This window comes from Shewanella sp. A22, from assembly GCF_053850585.1.
This window is the reverse complement of record NZ_JBSQBN010000050.1, coordinates 1-20,477: the sequence shown is the minus strand read 5'-3', so window position 1 is coordinate 20,477 and position 20,477 is coordinate 1. Positions and strand designations below refer to the sequence as shown.

The following is a 20,477-nucleotide window of genomic DNA, read 5'->3' as shown; positions in this document are numbered from 1 at the left end:
TTGTTTTTGTGCTGGCTAATCGATTACTGTAAAAAGTGCTCAATAATGGTATTGAATCAATAGCCCAATCGACAGACTGGGCTATTTTATAAAACAGCTAACTTAATTTATTAATCAGGTGCAATCATGGGGTTTTTATAAACTTCACGGTATTTATCAACCCACATAGCAGTTGCACCGCAAATAGCCACAGGCATAACGATAAAGTTAACAATCGGGATCATTGAAAACAATGTCACTGCCGCACCAAAACTGTAGCTAGAGCCTTTGGTATTTTTTAGGGCAAACTTCATGTCTGTAAAGCTGACCTTGTGGTTGTCGAATGGGTAATCGCAATATTGAATTGCCATCATCCATGCGGTAAATAAAAACCATAAAATGGGCGCAGCTGTTTGGCCTATCACTGGCACCCAAAACAACACTAAAAAGAGTAATGCTCTGGGTAAGTAATATTTCAATTTTGTCCATTCCCGGCCTAATACACGTGGTAAATCTTTTACCATGTCCATAGACGTTCCCGTGTTAAGGTTTTTACCTGTTAAGTGTTGTTCCACTTTTTCGGCCAGTAAACCATTAAAAGGGGCCGCCAGCCAGTTCATGACCGAGCTGAATATAAATGACATCACCACTAACATGGTTAACACCGCCAATGGCCAGAGAAAAAAATGTAACCAACTTAAATAATCTGGTAATTGGGCATTCATCCAGTCAAATAACCCTGTTAGTTGGTTCACCGCAAAATACATTGCGCCCGCAAAAAGCACTAAATTGATCATTAATGGGATAAACACAAATGAGCGTAACCCCGGTTGTTTAATCAATTGAAAGCCTTGAATAAAATAATTTACACCGCTTTTTCTAACGGTTTGAGAGTTGATTACCATTTAACTCACCTATTTTGTGACTCATGACACTGATTTTGACTAGCCAAAGACAATAAAACAAGCGATAAACCGTATCTAAAGGATAAAAATCGTTACAAAATGCAGCTCAATTGTTAAAGTGAGCTGCTTTTTCCTTTTAATGCGTACCTGAACTGGCAACATGAGATTAAAACAAATAAAACTTGCTGGATTTAAGTCGTTTGTAGACCCAACTAAAATCCCATTTGATAATGCTTTATCAGCGATTATCGGTCCTAACGGCTGCGGAAAATCCAATGTGATTGATGCTGTTCGTTGGGTATTGGGTGAAAGTTCAGCTAAAAATTTACGTGGCGATTCGATGACCGATGTCATTTTTAATGGTTCAGCTGCACGTAAACCCATTTCCGTGGCGGGTGTTGAACTGGTGTTTGAAAATTCTCAAGGAAGATTGGCTGGTCAGTATGCCAGTTATCAAGAGATTTCAGTTAAACGCCAAGTTAACCGTGATAGCGAATCTAGCTACTTTTTAAATGGGCAAAAATGCCGTCGCAAAGACATTACCGATTTATTCATGGGTACCGGTCTAGGACCTCGTAGTTACGCGATCATTGAACAAGGTACTATTTCACGTTTAATTGAGTCTAAACCACAAGAACTAAGGGTGTTTATTGAGGAAGCAGCAGGGATTTCTCGTTATAAAGAACGTCGCCGAGAAACCGAAAACCGCATTCGTCATACCCGTGAAAATCTTGAGCGTTTAAATGACATTCGAGTCGAATTAGGTGCGCAACTTGATAAGTTATCTCAGCAAGCCAAAGCAGCCCTGCAATATCGAGAATTAAAAGAAACGGAACGTCAGTTACATAGTCAGCTGTTAGTTATGCGGTATCAAGATTTATTAGCTCAAACGGATAAACTTGACGCTGAGTCAATGGCATTAGAGGTGCAAGCAGAACAATTACAAGCAACATCACAACACACCAATACCAGTGTTACTCAGGTAACACAACAACTGGCTGAATTGAGTGATGCAGAACACAAGTTAGTTGAACAGTATTATTTAACAGGTAATAGCATTACCAAGTTTGAGCAGCAACTTAAGCACCAGCAACAGCAGGACTCGCACTTACAACAACAAATTAATGCGCTTCAACAACAGCTGAATATGGGCGAACAGAATATTGCAGCGTTAACAAAAAACGACCAAACGTTATCTGCACAAGCGGACAAGCTTAGTCCTGAATGTCAACAAGCTGAAGATGAACTTGCACTAATTGATGAGCAATTGGCCGTGGTTGAAGATGCTTGCGACGAGCAACAATGGCAACTGACCCAATATGCAGAGGCCTTAGCGGCTACTCGAATGCAGCTTGCATTATCGCAATCAAGTTTAAGCCATCAACAACAAAGTCTACAGCAAGATTGTCGTCAAAAACGGCAGCTTAATCAAGAGCTTGTAGCGCTTAATCAACAAGATAATCAAGCGCAGTTATCAGATGCACAATTGCAATTAACTAATATTGATACACAGTTAGCGGCAACACAGCAACAACAGCAACAGCTAGAGCAACTCGTTATCGCTGCCCAAGAAGCCGTTGAGCAAAGCCGAGAAGACTATCAATCCCTTAAGCAAACGATTACTCATCGTCATTCGCGCTTACAACTTATCGATGAGCTACTCGCAGGTCATATTCAGTCAGACGGACAACAACTATGGCAAGTGATTGATGTTAAACCTGGATGGGAAAAAGCAGTCGATATGGTGCTGCATGGATTGAGCCAATTCCCTGTTTTAACAACAGAGGTGCTCTCCTCTAGCGAACCTACAATAGGCTTTATACCTCAAGCACAACAGGTTAATAATATTGCGCTAAATACTGAGATTAATCTTGCTCCCTGGCTTAAATCAGTTTTATGGGCCAAGAATATTGACGAGGCTAAGCGTCAACTACCACAGTTAAATGATGAGCAATATATCGCAACTCAAGAAGGATATTTGGTGGGACATGGTTTTGTGTTAAATCACATCCAAGCCGGTCAATCTGCCATTATTCTAAGCCAAGAGCGAACTGTGCTTGCTGACGAGTTGAAAGCACTTGAAGCTGACCTGAGCTTAGCATTGCAGCAACTTACTCAGCAGACACAACAAGCTGCAGCTCATCAGGTGACATTAGGTCAAGTGCAACAATCGTGTCATCAACTGCAAATAAGCCAGACTAAACTGCACTCAACGGTAGCAAGTCTTCGTCAGCAAAATGCAGAAAAACAACAAAAACAACAACAATGCCAGGACACGTTGGTCAAACTTGAACAGGCTTATAATCACAAACAAATGCAGATAGAAGCATGCGAGTCACAGCTGACAACCCAAGAAGATGCATTATCCACAGCCATTAATCAACACGAAGTGGCGCAACATGCTTGGCAAACTAGTCAAGCTAAACTGCGTGAAACTAAATCTACACGTGCAGAAGCCATGGCTAAGTTAACCCTGCTTAAAACTCGTTTACAACAACATGCCACTGAGCAGGCGTTAAGTCAGCAACAGTTACAACAAAAAATTGAAAAACAATCTGAATTATCAAACCAATTCGCACAGTTACAACAAATGTTGCAAGACACTCAGTTGCAACATGGTGAACATCAATTAGCCCAACTATCTGCACAGTTAGCTGACGCGCTTGAGCAACAACAAGCCTTGCAGCTGAAATTACAACAAAACAGAGGGCAACAAGCTGAGTTGCAAACGAGTTTAGACAGTTCAGTATTGATTCAAAAACAACAGCTTGTAGCGTTACAGGACTTGACTCAAACAATAAGCACGTTAAAGTTACGTCGTGAAGGGTTAAAAGGGCAGGCGAATGCACAGCTGCAATTATTGCAAGAGCAGCAAATTCAGTTACAACAAGTGATTGACGACATGCCCGCTCATGCTTCAGCAAATGAGTGGGCGCAGCAGCTTGAAAAAGTAAAACAAAAAATAGTACGTTTAGGTGCCATTAATCTTGCAGCCATTGAAGAGTTTGAGTTACAACGAGAGCGAAAGGCCTATTTAGATAGCCAAGATGACGATTTAAATAAAGGATTAACGACGTTAGAAGACGCGATCCGTAAAATTGATAAAGAAACCCGCAGTCGTTTTAAAGCCACATTCGACACTGTAAACCATGATTTAGGGCTGTTATTTCCTAAAGTCTTTGGCGGGGGAAAAGCTTATTTGGCATTAACTGATGATGATTTGCTTGATACTGGTGTTACCATTATGGCCCAGCCACCAGGAAAGAAGAATAGCACCATACATTTACTTAGTGGTGGAGAAAAAGCGTTAACCGCATTATCATTAGTCTTTGCCATCTTTAGACTGAATCCAGCACCTTTTTGTATGCTAGATGAAGTGGATGCACCTTTGGATGACGCCAACGTTGAACGTTTTTGTCGCTTACTAGAAGAAATGTCACAAAGTGTGCAATTTATTTATATCAGTCATAATAAAATAACAATGGAAATGGCTGATCAACTTATTGGCGTTACTATGCATGAACCGGGTGTTTCAAGGATAGTCGCAGTGGATATTGAAGCTGCAGTTGCTATGGCTGATGCGGTATAAATTAGGAAGACAGGGAATCTAATGAAAGATCTACAACTGGTGTTGTTCGTATTAGGCGCTATCGCAATTATTGCAGTATTAGTGCACGGTTTTTGGTCGATTCGTAAACAACAACCTAAATCCATGAAACAAAGCCCTATGGCTGGATTTTATAAAGATCAAGCTCAACGTCGGGACTCAGAAGGTTTTGACGCAGATGGTATTGGTAAAGTGCGTGTGCGTAAACTCGATGATATTGAAGAAACCGTCAGTAAGCCCACGTTAAAAACACATGATACACCAGAGGCTCGCCCATCGATAAAAGCTGAACCCACATTTTCTAATACTCAGTCTAAGGAACCGTTGCGTCAATCTGCTTCTGACATCAGTAAAGCCCTCCCCCCTACACAACAAACCTTATTTGCTGAAGACGAAGATGATGTTCAAGCTCAAACGGTGGTCAAAGATCCTACTGTATCAATGGCTAAACCTAAGAAAATCATCAATGCAACTACGACACGTGGTCCACTCACCAGTTATTCAGGTGTAACAGCCACCACAACAAATGTTAAAACAGAGCCACAAAAAACGATCACAGAGCCAATAGAGCCGGTGGTGGAACCTGAGACAACACTTGAAAGTGAGCCCGTTGAGCCTACTGACGTATTAGTACTTCACGTCGTGGCTAAAGCCGGTGAACAAATTCAAGGGGCTGAACTGTTGCCGAGTTTGTTATCACTTAACTTTAAGTTTGGTGATATGGATATTTTTCATCGTCATATTGATAATGCTGGCACAGGCAAGGTGTTGTTTTCAGTTGCTAACATGCTCAAGCCTGGCGTATTTGACCCAGACAATATGGAACAGTTTGTTACTCAAGGTGTGGTGCTATTTATGACTTTACCTTGTTATGGCGATCCATTAATGAACTTTACTATTATGCTGAACTCGGCTTATCAAATCGCCGAAGACCTAAACGCTGAATTATTAGATGGGCAACGCCAACCTTGGTCAGATGACACCAAAAAAGATTATCTACGACGACTGAATGCTGCGTAGGTTTATGTTTTCATTAAGGCCGCAGCAGCGGCCTTAATTGTTTTATGCCCTTATTTTTATATAGAGTTACACAACGTATGACGGATATCACAATGCACGCCATTCACACGGAAATGGATCAACTGACTGACACAATTAATCAACATAATATTCGTTATTATGTTGATGATGCTCCGTCAATTCCCGATGCTGAATACGATAGATTAATTAAACGGTTAACAGAGTTAGAGCATGACTATCCGCAATTTAAATCAGTGGATTCACCGACCCAACGAGTCGGTGGTATGGCATTGCAGAAATTTGCTCAAATAACGCACCTTAAACCGATGTTAAGTCTCGACAATGCGTTTGAACAAGCTGATTTTGCAGCATTTAATAAACGTATTACAGACAAAGTGGATAGCGTTAATTATGTTTGCGAACCTAAACTGGACGGACTGGCTGTAAGTATTACCTATCGTTTAGGCGTTCTTGAACGCGCTGCCACACGTGGCGACGGCAGTGTCGGTGAAGACATTACTGAAAATGTCCGTACTATTCGTTCTATTCCGCTTAAATTACGTGGAGAAGGGTTTCCTGATTTAGTTGAAGTGCGAGGCGAAGTTTTTATGCCAAAATCTGCATTTGAGGCGTTAAACCAGCGTCAAATAACTAAAGGCGACAAAGTATTCGTTAATCCTCGTAATGCCGCTGCAGGTAGTTTACGCCAATTAGACAGTAAAATTACCGCTTCACGCGCGCTAGGGTTTTATGCTTATGCATTAGGTGTGGTTGAAGGTGAATCACAACCGATGCAAACAACACATTTTGGCCAACTGACACAACTAAAACAATGGGGGATCCCCGTTAGTAGTGAAGTGCAGGTAACAGAGTCATTAGAACAAGTTTACGCCTATTATGCCGATATCATGGCCAGGCGCTCTGCGCTAGAATATGAAATTGATGGTGTGGTAATTAAGGTGAACGATATTGCTAAGCAACAAACTCTTGGTTTTGTTGCCAAAGCACCTCGATGGGCTATCGCCTATAAATTCCCTGCACAAGAAGAAATAACCTTATTAGAGGCTGTTGACTTTCAAGTTGGTAGAACGGGAGCCGTAACGCCTGTTGCGCGTCTCAAACCTGTGTTCGTCGGCGGCGTCACTGTGTCTAATGCTACCTTACATAATGCTGATGAAATTGCCCGTCTCGGCGTTAAGATTGGTGATACCGTCATTATTCGTCGTGCTGGCGACGTGATCCCACAAATTGTTGCTATTGTTCCTGAAAAACGCCCTGATGATGCCCAAGATATTATTTTCCCTGAACATTGCCCTGTTTGCCAAAGTATTGTTGAGCGCCTAGAAGGTGAAGCCGTAGCACGTTGTAGTGGCGGTTTATTTTGTGAGGCACAAAGAAAAGAAGCGATTAAACATTTTGCATCCAGAAAAGCGTTAAATATTGATGGCATGGGCGATAAAATTGTCGAGCAATTGATAGATAAAGAATTAGTTAAAACCCCAGCAGACTTATTTGCACTCACGGCTTCAACTGTCACCATGCTCGATCGTATGGCAATGAAATCTGCCACTAATATTGTTGCCGCGATTAAAGACGCGAAAACAACCACCTTGGCGCGTTTTTTATATAGTCTAGGTATTCGTGAGGTGGGTGAGGCGACAGCTGCTAATTTAGCGCAACATTTTGCCGATTTTGAGCGGATCCGTACGGCAAGTGTTGAACAGCTACTTGAGGTGGCAGATGTTGGTGACATCGTCGCGAAACATATTCGTCAGTTCTTTGCTCAGCCACATAATATTGAAGTGATTGAACAACTGCTAGCCGCAGGTATTACTTGGCCTGTTATCGAACAAGCAGATGAAGCGCAATTGCGCCTTAAAGGCCAAACATGGGTATTAACGGGCACGTTAACCCAGCTGAATCGTAATGACGCTAAAGCTCAATTACAGGCTTTAGGCGCTAAAGTGGCAGGCAGTGTGTCAAAAAACACCGATTGTGTTGTTGCTGGAGAGGCTGCAGGGTCTAAATTGGCTAAAGCGCAAGAATTAGGTATTAATGTGATTGATGAACAGGGCTTGTTGGACTTGCTTAATGCAAAAAATGAATAACACTGGTTTTTTATTGATACTCGTAACAGCTGATAAGAGCTTATCGTGAATTTTAGTCATATTACTTGGTTGGATGAACGTGGCCATATAAAGCCACCTGTTTTTTTATATTTAATCCTTGTTTTTCTTGCGCGAGGCTGGTGTATTTTTATTGCCTCATTAACACAGTTTAATGATCGTGCGGGTTTAGTTCGTTTATTTTACCCTGAAAAAAGCGATTTTATACTGGCTTTGGTTGCAGGTGGTGGCGCAGTATTCCTTTACGGGTTAGTGATTGCTGAGCGAAAACGCAGTTGGTTAATCTTAAGACCATTATTTAGCCGAAGTATTTGGATTTTATGGGCTTTACTTATATTAGATGGTGTTTTTTTATTCCAACGGATTGTGCATGATGACTACTTATTTAAAGTAGGTTACTCACTGGACGCACTTGTGCTTTTTTGGTCTGTTATTTATGTCCTTAAATCGAAACGATTGCATTATTATTTTGCAGACTGGGCGCAAGATGACTCAGCATCCAAGGTTTGTTGATCTTTTTTGGTCATTTTTACTGCGTTATCGACTTTTTATCTAGAATAACGCCACCACAAAGCCTCAGCCTTGTCGCTCATATTTAAGTAATGACCAACAATTAACAGCATAACCAACCTTGAAAGATCAGCATACCCTAGTGATCAAAGTCACTAACATACTAAATAATGTACGTTATGTGATAAATGCACTATATTTATTGAGTGAGTAAAAATGTAACATCACGATATACATCACTTTATTTAATATAATATAAAAATGACATTGTCATCACAGCCATTACTTGGCCCATGTGAAAAGGATTTATAGTTTGGCTAAAGCAGAATTAACACAAATACCTGTTTCGCAATTGGTTATCGGGTTAACCGTTAAGCTTCCTTTATCATGGACTAGCCATCCTTTTTTTCGTAGTAAAGTCAAATTAGAGCAACAAGTTCAAATCGAGATGATCAAAGGGCTCGATGTTGAGTTCGTATACGTTATTGATGGCCATGATTTGCTAATTGAAGCTGCTGAACCTGCTGCTCTCGAGCAGAATGAAGAGGTCGCTAATCATGAAGTTGATTACCGCACCTTGGCCAAAAAAAGTATGCGTGTTAGTCAGCAACGCTTTGTTAAGTCGGTAAACGACAGTAGAACCGTATTTGGAAAAGTGGTCAGTGATCCAGAAGGCGCTTACCGTGAAGCAGCAACACTAGTTGAAGATTTAGTCGATCATCTGTATGAAAGTGAAACCCCGCATTTAACCCTAGTGGGCAGTGGTGAAACTGACATGAGCGTCACTCAGCATGGTATTTCGGTCGCCGTACTTTCGATGATGATTGCCCACTCGTTATCATTATCTAAGAAAGATGTGCGTGATATTGCTTTAGGTAGCTTGTTTCATGATATCGGTAAGCTCAAAGTGCCCGATATGATAAGGCGTAAGCGCGGTGAATTAACCGATGTAGAAATGAACTTCTTAAAAATGCATCCCAATTTTGGCTATGACATGCTTAACCGAACAGGGTTATTTCCTGAAGCCATGTTAGATATTGTTTTGCATCACCATGAGTTTATTGATGGCAGTGGTTACCCTGATAATTTGTCCGAAGCCAAAATATTATTCACAACACAAGTAGTGTCGCTAGCCAATGATTACGAAACCCTGCTTCAGCAATACCAAACACCTCAAGTTGCACTGGGCATTTTATTTAAAAACCATAGCAGCAAACACAATGATAATTTGATTTCTGTGTTAGTTAAAATTTTAGGTATTTATCCACCTGGCACCATAGTGCGTTTAACAGACGACAGCCTTGCAAAGGTGATGATGACGACGGCAGATGTTAAGCAGCCACATGTATGGTCTTGTGATATTGGTGGTGCAGAACCTAGCTTTCGTTTTTTAATTAATGAAGATGTACAAGTCAAAGAAGTTGTTAAGTTAGATGACTTATCCGACGGTGCGATTAAAACATTACAAGCTAATAATCCAATTAGTTTCTATTTTAATAATTTCAACCATTCGCCATAATTGATTCAGGCCAATTGATTTAGTGTGGCTTCTTGTTACTGAATTATTGCTTATCATGCAGCATAACAACATGTTTTTAAGCTCTTTTTTGTATAACATTGTCACATAACAGCACAATTTATCTTGAACATTTAACATCATATTGAGCATAAATGAACATAATTACCATTATTGGATGCGGTTGGTTTGGTTTTCCGTTAGCCAAACACTTAGTTCAACAAGGATTTCAGGTCAAAGCATCGAAACGCAATCCAATTGATTTAGTCCCATTACCGCTAGCAGGTATTGAGGCATATCAACTGGATTTGGCAAATGTCACTTCCGAGGTTAAATGCTCAACGTTATTTGATGCCGATGCAATTGTTATCAACTTACCACCAGGCCTTAGGCGAGGTGAAACAGACTATCTTGGCTATTTAATTCAGTTGAAAAATTTAATGGGGGAACGCCGATACAAAAAAGTGATTTTTATTAGTACTTCAGGGGTGTACCCACCACTTGATCAAACGCTGACCGAACATGATGCCGCCGCATTTAATGATACCAGTGTAATATTATTGCAAGCTGAAGCAATGTTTGCCGCATTGACAAACAGTTGCATTGTTCGATTTTCAGGTTTAGTGGGGCCGAAGCGTCATCCTGGACGTTTTTTTGCCGGTAAGACTGATATTAGTGGTGCAAATGTTGCTGTTAATTTAGTTCATTTAGATGATTGTATTGCCGCAATTAGTTTAATTCTTTCAAGCCAACATACAATGCCTATTTATAATCTTGTGGCCGAAGAACACCCTACAAGAGGCGAGTTTTATGCAGCAGCAGCTGAACATCTCGGACTCATTGCGCCACAATTTAACCAGCAACAACAGTCAAGTAAAGTTATCGATGGCCAGCTAATTTGTCAGCACTTAGGGTTTGAATATCGTCATCCCGATCCACTTAAAATGCTTGATGCTTGCTAAACGTGCATAGGCTATAATAGCCGCATATTTTGATCAAAAGGCAATTAAAGTGACGACTCAAACTCAGGCGTTTGCATTACTTCCAGGTGATGAATTCGTAGAACTGTACAAAGTATTAAAAGTGCAAGGTTTAGTGAATGGTGGTGGCGAAGCAAAACACGTTATCACTGAAGGTCAAGTTACCGTTAATGGTGAAATTGATACGCGTAAACGTAAAAAATGTGTTGTTGGCGATATTATTTCGTTCAATGATTCAAACGTTGAAATAGTTCCTGCTCAGTAAAGGATTAATAAATGCAATTCCCAGATGATGACAATGGCCAAATGTTGGCCGCAATGGCTGAAGCCGGTATTGATTTGACGCAATCTCTTGAGGTTGATTTTTTCTTAGTGTTCGATGATCAGCGTGATGCAGAATCCGCTATTGAAGCGTTAAGCCAAACCGATATGAAAGGTGAGCTTGAGCTTAATTTCGATGAAGAAAGTACCAAGTGGGAAGTGATTGTTTGCCTTCATATGGTGCCAGAATACGCCACCTTAGTTGCTAAAGAGACCGAGTTGAATAACTTTGCCCAAGAGTTTGATGGCGTGTCTGATGGTTGGGGTGTAATGCAGCATCAACAAGGTGACGATGAGTTTGCTGATGAAGATGATGATCATGAATGCAGCGAGCATTGTCATCACTAAGCTGTAATTGTACTCGATTAATAAAGCCGCTAATGCTTTGCATTAACGGCTTTATTTTTTGCTTTTGATAGCTAAGCAACAGCGACACTATTTTTGATATTTTTTTGGATCGTGTGGTGATCAATTTTTCATTATTTAATCGATTTCGTGCCAAGTTTTATTTATTTCCCGTAAGTTGACAAGGGGAAATAGATTAACCTCTATTTATTGTAATATCAGACACATAACCATGTTCAGTTGCAGCTAAAGATTGTTTTAGCATCAACGCTGCTTCCTTCGCGGTCATAAAGCTTGATGTATCAATGTCTTTACCGCTGGTTTGCCAGAAGTTCGTTGCCATACCACCAGGATAAACCGCAACAAGTTTCATTGGGCTACTTTTTAGCTCAAGACGAAGTGATTCTACTAACCCTTTAATCGCCCATTTAACCGCACAATACGTTGATTCATTAGCTTTGCCTGCTAGTGCTGCCGTGGACATTACAACAACAACGGTAACATGATTATCACGATAACGGCTCACCAATTCACGCAATACTAAAATGCTTGACGTCAGGTTATTGTGAATTAACTGATTAATTGCCTCGGGGGTTTGTTGTTCAATTGCCCCAAAATAACCACTGCCAGCACAATGTATTACGTGACTTGGAGGCTCAGATAACTGAGCAAATAACTGGTCTACATCTTCAGCGACACATAAATCCGCGGTGTGGGATGACACGTTAGTTTGTTCATGTTTGCTTAAGCCGGCGACAATATCTGTTAATTTTTGTTTGCTGCGGCCTGTTATCAACAGGGGATTATCTTCTGCTGCAAATAATTGCGTCAGTGCTGCACCTAAGCCACTACTCGCACCGGTGATAACAATCATAATAAAACCTTCAGTTAAATGTTTTCAAGGCTGGCTACTATAGCAATCAAGAGATAGACAGCAAAGCGATCGTGCTTCATAAAAGGTGGTAATTGGTAAGGTGCGAACAACAATAGGCTGTTAACTAACCGCTTATAGTGTTGAATAAGCAGTTAATTAAGGAAAATTGAATCAATTCCTCTGAACGCTTTGTATTTTTACGATAAAGATTGTCTAATAACGCCTTATCAAGTGTCTTGCTACTTCACGTTTGTTGCTATTAACGAGAATCTTTATGTTTGAACTTACGCTCCAACTCGCTCTTGTTCTATTTGGTGTGGCCTTAATCGCAGGTTTTATTGACGCAATTGCAGGTGGTGGCGGGTTACTCACTATTCCTGCATTGATGTGGGCAGGGTTACCACCCGCAGCAGCGTTAGGCACCAATAAATTGCAAGCCTGTGGTGGTAGTTTTTTTGCAAGCCTTTATTTTGTCCGTAAAGGTTTGGTTGATTTGCGCAGCATAAAACTGTCATTACTGTGTGCTTTCATTGGTGCAGCACTAGGTACGATATTGGTTCAAATGATTGATGCAAAATTATTAGAAGTAGTATTGCCATTTTTGATTTTGACCATAGGCTGCTATTTTTTATTATCTAAAAAAATAAGTGAACAAGACCGTCAACAAGTGCTGACCCCAAGCGTGTTTGCATTTACTGCGGCATTAGGAGTTGGTTTGTATGATGGCTTTTTTGGCCCCGGCACAGGCAGTTTTTTTGCTTTAGCATTTGTCTCCCTAGCGGGCTTTGGTTTAGCTAAAGCGACAGCTCATGCAAAACTGCTCAACTTTGCGACTAACATAGCCTCATTAATATTCTTTTTAATTGGCGGTCAAGTTGTGGTTGTTTTAGGGTTACTTATGTTAGTGGGGCAATCCATTGGTGCAACACTGGGCTCACGTTTAGTGGTCACTAAAGGTGTTAAAATTATCAAACCTTTGGTGGTGATTATGTCTTTTGGTATGAGTGGTAAATTATTGTGGTCACAATATATGTGATTAAGGCCTGTTGAACTATCATGGTTGAATTTTGTTCAAGAAAAAGGTTTTTAGCCGACCCTTCGAGCGATGTTTGTTGGTCATTTCTACAGCGTTATTGGCTTTTGATGTAAAATAACGACACAACAAAGCCTCTGCCTTGTAACTTATGGTTTCAGTTATAGATCAACAATTCGCTTCACCACAGCCTTGAAAGATCAACAGGCCCTAGAATCACGATGATCTGAGTTTGTTAACGTCATCATGGATGTCGTTCGTGTTTGTTTCAATATAAAGGGATGTTATGCGCATCATTCACACGTCAGATTGGCATTTGGGCCAATACTTTTATGGCAAAAGCCGCGCCCCCGAACACCAAGCTTTTATGGCATGGTTACTAGAGCAAATTGCGGTGCATCAAGTTGATGCACTTATTGTCGCTGGCGATATTTTTGATACCGGTACGCCGCCCAGTTATGCCCGCACGTTATACAATCAATTTATTGTCCAAATTCAGCAAGCGGGTTGTCAGCTTATTATATTAGGTGGCAACCATGACTCGGTTTCGACCCTTAACGAATCGAGACACTTATTAGCCTGCCTAAACACCATTGTAATACCTGGAGCGTTTGAACATGTTAGTCAACATGTAATAACGCTGAATAATAAACAAGGTGAAGTTGGTGCTATATTATGTGGTTTACCTTTTTTACGCCCTCGCGATATTGTGCTTAGCGAGTCAGGTGAGTCTTCTAGTGACAAGCAACATAAACTTGGCGAAGCCATCGGCGATTTGTATCAGCGTTGTTTTGAGCAGGCCTGCGCGATAAATGCCACCTTAACAGCGCCTGTTGCCATTATTGCAACAGGCCATTTAACGACAGTGGGGGCCAGTACATCGGAATCGGTTCGAGATATTTACATTGGCAGTTTAGATGCGTTTAATGCCGCCCATTTCCCTCCTGCAAATTATATAGCGCTTGGGCATATTCATCGGCCACAAGTGGTGGCTAAGTCTGAACACATTCGTTACAGCGGCTCACCGATAGCACTTAGTTTTGATGAACTAACAACGCAAAACGAAGCACAAAAGTCGGTGTTTTTAGTTGAATTTACGGAAGCCAAGCTTGCGCAAATAACACCATTAATGGTGCCCATGTGTCAGCCAATGCAGGTGTTAAAAGGCGACTTAGACAGTATTGAAAAGCAATTGAGTGAATTTCCTTCGCAAGCGGAAAGTTCGCTATTAACATGGTTAAGCATTGAAGTTTCGCAGCAAGATTACTTATCTGACTTACAGTCACGTATTGCCGATATGACTCAAGATAAAGCTGTTGAAGTGTTGCAACTAAAACGTGCCAGAAGCCAGCGTCAGCAACACATCAAACAACTGGACAATGAAACCTTATCTGAACTGAGCGTGAACGATGTTTTTGCTCGACGTCTAGCTCAAGAGCAATTTGAAACAGATGTACAACAAGCTCAACTTAGCCGAATTAAGCAGCGATTTAGCCAGGTGGTAGAGGAGGTAGAATCGGAGAGGAATACTCAAGAAACTGCAGCAAGCCATGTGTTGCAAGAATCGGTGATTCAATCGATAGCATCAAACAATAATGCGACTGACACAGCAGAAGGTGAGCAAGCATGAAGATATTAAGCCTTCGCTTTAAAAATATTAATTCACTTAAAAACGAGTGGAAAATTGATTTTACTCAATCACCGTTTGCTGAAAATGGTTTATTTGCTATTACCGGTCCAACAGGTTCGGGTAAAACGACTATTTTGGATGCTATTTGTTTAGCGCTATATCACCGTACGCCGCGATTAAGCAACATCTCTAAAACCACTAACGAGTTAATGACCCGTGGTACCGCAGAATGTTTAGCTGAAGTTGAATTTGAAGTCAAAGGCGTTGCCTACCGTGCTTTTTGGAGCCAGCGTCGCTCGCGTGATAAAGCCGACGGTAATCTACAAGATGCCCAAGTTGAGTTAGCTCAACTCAGTGATGGAAAAATTCTCGCCAGCCAGATTAAGCGTAAAACAGAGTTAGTTGAAGAGATAACCGGACTCGATTTTGCCCGTTTTACCAAATCAATGATGTTGTCTCAAGGGCAATTTGCCGCGTTTTTAAATGCCGATGCCAATGATCGCGCTGAGCTATTAGAAGAACTTACCGGTACCGAAATTTATGGCCTAATATCCGCGCGAGTGCATCAACATTTTAGTGATGCGAAAACCAATTTGAAAGTATTAGAGGCCAAGCTTGATAGCGTAGAATTGTTAGATGAACAACAACGCGAAAATCAGCAACAACAAATTGAACAGCTTAAACTGACTTTAGCAAGCGACCAGCAGCAGTTGGCACAACTAAGCCAATATCTGGCTTGGGCAGATAACAGCCAACAAGCGCAAGTATCGTTAAACAAGGCAATCGATGCTCAGCAACAAGCATTAATGCGTCAGCAGCAACATCGTGAAGAATTAGTACAACTTGAACACAGTGAACCTGCACAACAGATTTCACCATTATTTGAACAGCAACAAAAAGCCCAGCAAAAAGCACAATTATTGACCGCTCAAATTGACAGGCTGACTCAGCAAACTCGCCAAGCAGAGAGCGAGTTGCAAAACCACAAACAAAAGCAAAGCCAAGGACAGAAACATCTTGAGCAAGTCTCTGTCGCACACAAAGACTTATTGAACCTAATTGACCAACAAGTGTTACCGTTAGATCAACAGATTACGCAATTAAGTTATCAGTTATCCCAAGTTAAAATAAGCCATCAGCAAACTGCTGAGCAACAACAAAAAGCAGCAGCACTTCAGCAAGAGCAACAATTACAACAACATCAACTTACAGAGACAAAACAATGCATCCAGCAACAGCTCGACAGTTTGCCGCAAGGTGAAGACGTTGCCAAAAAGTTTGCTGCTTGGCAAAGCCAATATCATCAGGCACTACAACTGACACAACAGTTAAGCCAAACTAATGAGCATATTATTCAGCAACAAAACAACAAGGTGCAAACCCAAGCCGCATGTGTAGCGCTTACTCCGCAACTATCTCAGGCACAATCGACGCTAAAACAGGCAATAGCTCAGCAAGCTCATAGTCAACAGGCATTAACTTCATTGCTGTCTGGCCAAGATGAGTCGCAAATCCAAGCTGAATACCAACAATTACTCGACCAGCAAGCAGAACGCTATCAATTGAGTCAATTATTTAGCCAATTTGAGCGTCAACAACAGCAGTGTCAGCAGTTGGTGAGTCAAACCACGCAGTTTGACACTGAACTACAAGTATTAGCCCAGGAGTTGGTGAAGGTAAGAACGCAATGGAGTGAAAAAAACCAGCAAGTTAAAGATGTCCAAACGATTTTGCAGCAAGAACAACAAATTGCCAGTTTAACTATCGAGCGCGCCAAACTTAAAGCCGGCGAGCCTTGCGCCTTATGCGGCTCCACGGAGCATCCATTAATTGAACGTTATGAAACGCTAAATGTATCTGCTACCGAACAACGAGCGCTACAATTACAAAATGAGCTTGATGCCATTAAACTGCAAGGCGAACAATTAAAAAATCAGCAAACTGCCTTGCAAGTCAATCATGACAATTCATGCAAGCAATTAACCCAAGCACAAACTGAACTACACATTACCCAGCAGCAATGGCAACAGTTAACCAAAGCGTTGGCCATTACGTTACAACTGGATGTGCAGCAACAAGATGTGTTGGCAACTTATATTGCTAACGTTGAAACTCAGCAACAGCAATTAGCCAGCACACTGAGTCAGCTCAATCAATGTCAGAAGATCTTACATCAAGATCAACAGCGTGTCGTACAAGCAGAACAAGCGCTTGGGAAATTAGTTAATCAACAAGGATTGTTAGAGCAGCAACTCGATAATATGCAACAAGCACTATTGGGGTACCAGCAACAAATAGAGTCGGTTAGTGCACAACAACGCGACATTATTCTTGTTCTTGAAACCCAAATTATTGCCACTGACCTTACACCACCAAACATTATCGATGCAATGACATGGTTAGATAAACTACAACTGCAACTCGATCTCTGGACACAGGCGAAGCAGCAAGCGATTGATAACCAGCAGCAGTTGAGCATCACCACAGAAAAGCTCACCGCAAGTCAACAACAGATTGATGTGCTTAACACTCAGTTTATGTCACTGAGTGAGCAAGTCGATAACCAACAGGTACAACTCAATAAAGTACAACAGCAACGTGAAGCACTGTTTGCAAATAAAGTAATTGACGATGAAAAACGGCTTAGCCAAACACGGGTAGAGCAGGCTCAACAAGCTTTTACATTGCTTCAACAACAGTTACAAGCCGCAGACAAATTACTCGCGGGATTACAAGTGCAGCAACAAGGCGTAATAACCCAAGCAAGTGATGCCCAACAAGAATTACAACAACTACAAACGCAGTGGCAAACAGCATTACAAGCCAGTCCCTTTGATAATCAACAAGCATTTGAACAAGCACTATTAACTCCCAAAGCACGGCAAACATTACAACAGTTGAAGCAACAGCTCGACAACGACATTGTTAAAACTAAAACCCTTGTGGATCAGGCTTTAGTGCGTCAAACCGAACTTAAGCTGCTTGGCGAGCAACACGATTATGATGCAGCACTCCAAAACGAGGTTGTGCAACAGCATCAAACACTAGAAGCAACACTTCAACAAGATAAACAAGTACTTTGGCGCTTAACCCTTGAATTAGAACAAGATGCTAACAAACGTGCTGGGCAACAGACATTGCTCCTTGAGCAAGCGAAAATGCAGCAAGATTACGACGACTTAGCTTATTTACATTCGTTAATTGGATCACAAAAAGGCGATAAGTTCCGTAAATTTGCCCAAGGACTCACTTTGGACCATTTAGTCGCTTTGGCAAACAGACAGCTTGAGCGTTTGCACGCCCGTTACTTACTGGAGCGTAAAGAGTCTGATGCATTAGAGTTACAAGTACTCGATACTTGGCAGGGCGATGCCGTGCGTGATACCCGGACGCTGTCTGGTGGAGAAAGCTTTTTAGTGAGTTTGGCCCTTGCATTAGCGCTTTCTGATCTCGTGAGCCATAAAACGAGCATTGACTCACTGTTTTTAGATGAAGGCTTTGGTACTTTGGACAGCCAAACCTTGGATACGGCATTAGACGCATTAGATAATTTAAATGCATCAGGCAAAATGATTGGTGTTATTAGCCATATCGAGGCCATGAAAGAGCGGATAAGCGTGCAGGTGAAAGTGAATAAAATGAATGGTCTTGGCATTAGCAAATTACAAAGTGAGTTTGCGGTTAACGGGGCTTGATAGACCGCTAACTCCCATGATTACTGTTATCAAGTTCAAATTTAATATGAATAAAATAACATTTTATATTTGTAATATGATTATTTTTTGATATAAAAGAGCGTTGATATGCAATTTGAGTTCAAAAGTCCTTGTTTTAAGCTGTTTTACCGGACTTCGTAGTATCAAAAATTGGATCATAGATATTATAAAAAAGATTTGAAGGCATAGGGGGAACTCACTTTATGCTCGTATCGCAATAATAAAAGAAAATAATAAATATAAAGCGTCATCTTTTAGGGTGGATTAACCATTGCTACTGAGTAAAATTATGGGCCTCCAAAGGCCAGATGTAAGTTCGCTGAACTTACCCAACTTGCACAAGAAAGTCTTGCTTGCAAGTGTATTTATTGTTGGAGCAGCATTATTGTGGCCAACACAACAAGAGTTTTCAACACAACGTATTCCAGTGGCAATCGATATTGACTCGTTATTGCCGAACATTACCCAACAAGATCACGCACCTGTGGCTGTTCATCACGTCACCCCAATTCTTGATCGTGTTATTCAAAGTGGCGATACCTTAAGCCATTTATTTGAACTAGCAGGCATCGACCAGCGCACCATGTATAAAGTGCTCGAAGCCGATTTAGAAGTGCTTGCCTTAGATACATTATTGCCCGGCAACCGTATCCAGTTTTGGGACAATGCTAATGGTGAGTTAGAAAAATTAGAATTGTATTTCAACCCTGCGCATCAAGTGGTGTTCACTCGTTTTCAAGATGGCAGTTTTGAAGTAAAAGACATAAATATTGACGGTATTTGGCAAAACCGCATTGTGGGTGGTGAAATCAACGGATCTTTTTATCTATCAGCCAAACGTGCGGGGTTAAGTGCTGCCGAAATTCAAAAAGTAGAATCTTTGTTAAAAGCGAAATTAAACTTTTCACGTGATTTGCGTGCGGGTGATACTTTTTCGGTATTAGTTAACGATCAATTTGTGGAAGGTGAAGCAACAGGTGTGACCTCGATTGAAGGTATTCGTATTAATACTGGCCGTCGAGACATTACTGCATTCCAAAACACCGATGGTAATTATTACGATATTAATGGTCAGAGTTTGGCACCTGCTTTCCAACGCATTCCTTTAAATAAAAAAGTGCGTTTAAGCTCGCGATTTAACCCTTATCGTAAGCACCCAATTACGGGGCGTGTTCGTCCTCACAATGGCACAGACTTTGCCACACCAATAGGTACTCAAGTGGTTGCGCCTGGAGACGGTGTTGTTACATTAGTGAAAAAGCATGCTTTTGCGGGAAATTATATTGTGATTGAACACGATAATAAGGTTCGTACCCGCTACCTGCATTTGTCGAGATTTTTAGTTAAAAGAGGTCAACGTGTTACTCGTGGTCAAGTGATTGCCTTATCTGGAAATACTGGCGCTTCAACAGGTCCACATTTACATTATGAATTTATTGTAAATGGTCGTCCCGTCGACGCGATGAAAGCCAATATTGCAGAAGCTAAAGTGTTGCCTAAAAAGCAATTACAAGCATTTCAATCATTAGTACGTAGCCGTAGCATGATGATGGACTTAGGTTAATCTGTAGAAGCTTATAACGCCATTGTGATTACACTATTATATGCAGCCAATCGGCTGCATTTTTTATAAGAGAATAGCCATTGTTTCAATAATTGCTCTCAGAGTGAAAAACTAAGTGATGCTAATTGAACACATTATTATACCAATCCCATTAAATATCTGGTCAGTTCAGAGTCTCTCAGGTTTTTCAATTCAAGGCACATTGATGTAGAAATGGTTGTTGTCTTTTAAATCGATGTAACACAGAAGTGGAATACCTGAGAGACTCCATTCTGGCGGGTTTCAAAGTCCTTTATGCTTCGTTAGATGCTTTCAAAATACGACGGCATGGTCTATTTTTTTCCATAAAAA

The 20,477-nt window shown here is 41.1% G+C and carries 14 protein-coding genes; 12 read left to right on the top strand and 2 right to left on the bottom strand.

Annotation, left to right across the window (positions count from 1 at the left end; genetic code table 11):
* Positions 1-110 precede the first annotated feature (110 nt).
* On the bottom strand, positions 111-884 hold the full coding sequence (gene cysZ / locus ACWXWT_RS10830; protein WP_456041597.1) for a sulfate transporter CysZ: 774 nt from the start codon (positions 882-884) through the stop codon (positions 111-113).
* Positions 885-1,044: 160 nt separating this feature from the next.
* Here cysZ and ACWXWT_RS10825 point away from each other — a divergent pair, with 160 nt between their 5' ends.
* The 8 genes from ACWXWT_RS10825 (at position 1,045) to ACWXWT_RS10790 (ending at position 11,312) form a co-directional block, all read left to right on the top strand.
* Positions 1,045-4,473 carry an AAA family ATPase gene (locus ACWXWT_RS10825; protein ID WP_456041596.1) on the top strand — a complete coding sequence of 1,143 codons (3,429 nt, stop codon included), beginning with the start codon at positions 1,045-1,047 and terminating at the stop codon, positions 4,471-4,473.
* A 21-nt stretch (positions 4,474-4,494) separates the two neighbouring features.
* A complete protein-coding gene (gene zipA, locus ACWXWT_RS10820; protein ID WP_456041595.1) occupies positions 4,495-5,511 on the top strand; it encodes a cell division protein ZipA in 1,017 nt (338 codons plus the stop codon).
* 92 nt (positions 5,512-5,603) lie between these two features.
* Positions 5,604-7,619: an NAD-dependent DNA ligase LigA gene (gene ligA / locus ACWXWT_RS10815; RefSeq protein WP_456041594.1), complete on the top strand. Its 2,016-nt coding sequence runs from the start codon at positions 5,604-5,606 to the stop codon at positions 7,617-7,619.
* A gap of 45 nt (positions 7,620-7,664) precedes the next feature.
* A complete protein-coding gene (locus ACWXWT_RS10810) occupies positions 7,665-8,150 on the top strand; it encodes a DUF2919 domain-containing protein (RefSeq protein WP_456041593.1) in 486 nt (161 codons plus the stop codon).
* 310 nt (positions 8,151-8,460) lie between these two features.
* Entirely contained in the window at positions 8,461-9,666 is a 1,206-nt protein-coding gene (locus tag ACWXWT_RS10805) for an HD-GYP domain-containing protein (protein ID WP_456041592.1), read from the top strand.
* Positions 9,667-9,818: 152 nt separating this feature from the next.
* A complete protein-coding gene (locus ACWXWT_RS10800; protein WP_456041591.1) occupies positions 9,819-10,625 on the top strand; it encodes an SDR family oxidoreductase in 807 nt (268 codons plus the stop codon).
* A gap of 49 nt (positions 10,626-10,674) precedes the next feature.
* Positions 10,675-10,908 (top strand): RNA-binding S4 domain-containing protein, encoded by a 234-nt coding sequence (locus tag ACWXWT_RS10795; RefSeq protein WP_456041590.1) that lies wholly within the window; start codon positions 10,675-10,677, stop codon positions 10,906-10,908.
* A gap of 11 nt (positions 10,909-10,919) precedes the next feature.
* Positions 10,920-11,312 (top strand): ribonuclease E inhibitor RraB, encoded by a 393-nt coding sequence (locus ACWXWT_RS10790; RefSeq protein WP_456041589.1) that lies wholly within the window; start codon positions 10,920-10,922, stop codon positions 11,310-11,312.
* A gap of 193 nt (positions 11,313-11,505) precedes the next feature.
* Here the strand turns inward: ACWXWT_RS10790 and ACWXWT_RS10785 are convergent, their stop codons facing one another.
* Entirely contained in the window at positions 11,506-12,183 is a 678-nt protein-coding gene (locus ACWXWT_RS10785; protein WP_456041588.1) for an SDR family NAD(P)-dependent oxidoreductase, read from the bottom strand.
* A gap of 274 nt (positions 12,184-12,457) precedes the next feature.
* Between ACWXWT_RS10785 and ACWXWT_RS10780 the strand changes: the two genes are divergently transcribed.
* The 4 genes from ACWXWT_RS10780 to ACWXWT_RS10765 all read left to right on the top strand — a co-directional run bounded on the left by ACWXWT_RS10780 (position 12,458) and on the right by ACWXWT_RS10765 (position 20,126).
* Positions 12,458-13,219 carry a TSUP family transporter gene (locus ACWXWT_RS10780; protein ID WP_456041587.1) on the top strand — a complete coding sequence of 254 codons (762 nt, stop codon included), beginning with the start codon at positions 12,458-12,460 and terminating at the stop codon, positions 13,217-13,219.
* Between the two features lie 283 nt (positions 13,220-13,502).
* Positions 13,503-14,846, top strand: coding sequence for an exonuclease subunit SbcD (sbcD, locus tag ACWXWT_RS10775; RefSeq protein WP_456041586.1), 1,344 nt, complete (start codon positions 13,503-13,505; stop codon positions 14,844-14,846).
* The gene (locus ACWXWT_RS10770; RefSeq protein WP_456041585.1) at positions 14,843-18,541 is read left to right on the top strand and encodes an AAA family ATPase; all 3,699 of its coding nucleotides are present in this window, start codon (positions 14,843-14,845) and stop codon (positions 18,539-18,541) included. The genes sbcD and ACWXWT_RS10770 overlap by 4 nt, the downstream gene beginning before the upstream one ends.
* Positions 18,542-18,851: 310 nt before the next feature.
* Complete coding sequence (locus ACWXWT_RS10765; protein WP_456041584.1) at positions 18,852-20,126, top strand: peptidoglycan DD-metalloendopeptidase family protein; 1,275 nt, start codon at positions 18,852-18,854, stop codon at positions 20,124-20,126.
* Positions 20,127-20,477: the final 351 nt, after the last annotated feature.

Excerpts from the sequence above, each read along its gene's own strand:
- cysZ (WP_456041597.1), bottom strand. The coding sequence starts at position 884 with ATGGTAATCAACTCTCAAACCGTTAGAAAAAGCGGTGTAAATTATTTT.
- ACWXWT_RS10825 (WP_456041596.1), top strand. The coding sequence starts at position 1,045 with ATGAGATTAAAACAAATAAAACTTGCTGGATTTAAGTCGTTTGTAGAC.
- zipA (WP_456041595.1), top strand. The coding sequence starts at position 4,495 with ATGAAAGATCTACAACTGGTGTTGTTCGTATTAGGCGCTATCGCAATT.
- ligA (WP_456041594.1), top strand. The coding sequence starts at position 5,604 with ATGCACGCCATTCACACGGAAATGGATCAACTGACTGACACAATTAAT.
- ACWXWT_RS10800 (WP_456041591.1), top strand. The coding sequence starts at position 9,819 with ATGAACATAATTACCATTATTGGATGCGGTTGGTTTGGTTTTCCGTTA.
- ACWXWT_RS10790 (WP_456041589.1), top strand. The coding sequence starts at position 10,920 with ATGCAATTCCCAGATGATGACAATGGCCAAATGTTGGCCGCAATGGCT.
- ACWXWT_RS10785 (WP_456041588.1), bottom strand. The coding sequence starts at position 12,183 with ATGATTGTTATCACCGGTGCGAGTAGTGGCTTAGGTGCAGCACTGACG.
- ACWXWT_RS10780 (WP_456041587.1), top strand. The coding sequence starts at position 12,458 with ATGTTTGAACTTACGCTCCAACTCGCTCTTGTTCTATTTGGTGTGGCC.
- sbcD (WP_456041586.1), top strand. The coding sequence starts at position 13,503 with ATGCGCATCATTCACACGTCAGATTGGCATTTGGGCCAATACTTTTAT.
- ACWXWT_RS10770 (WP_456041585.1), top strand. The coding sequence starts at position 14,843 with ATGAAGATATTAAGCCTTCGCTTTAAAAATATTAATTCACTTAAAAAC.
- ACWXWT_RS10765 (WP_456041584.1), top strand. The coding sequence starts at position 18,852 with ATGGGCCTCCAAAGGCCAGATGTAAGTTCGCTGAACTTACCCAACTTG.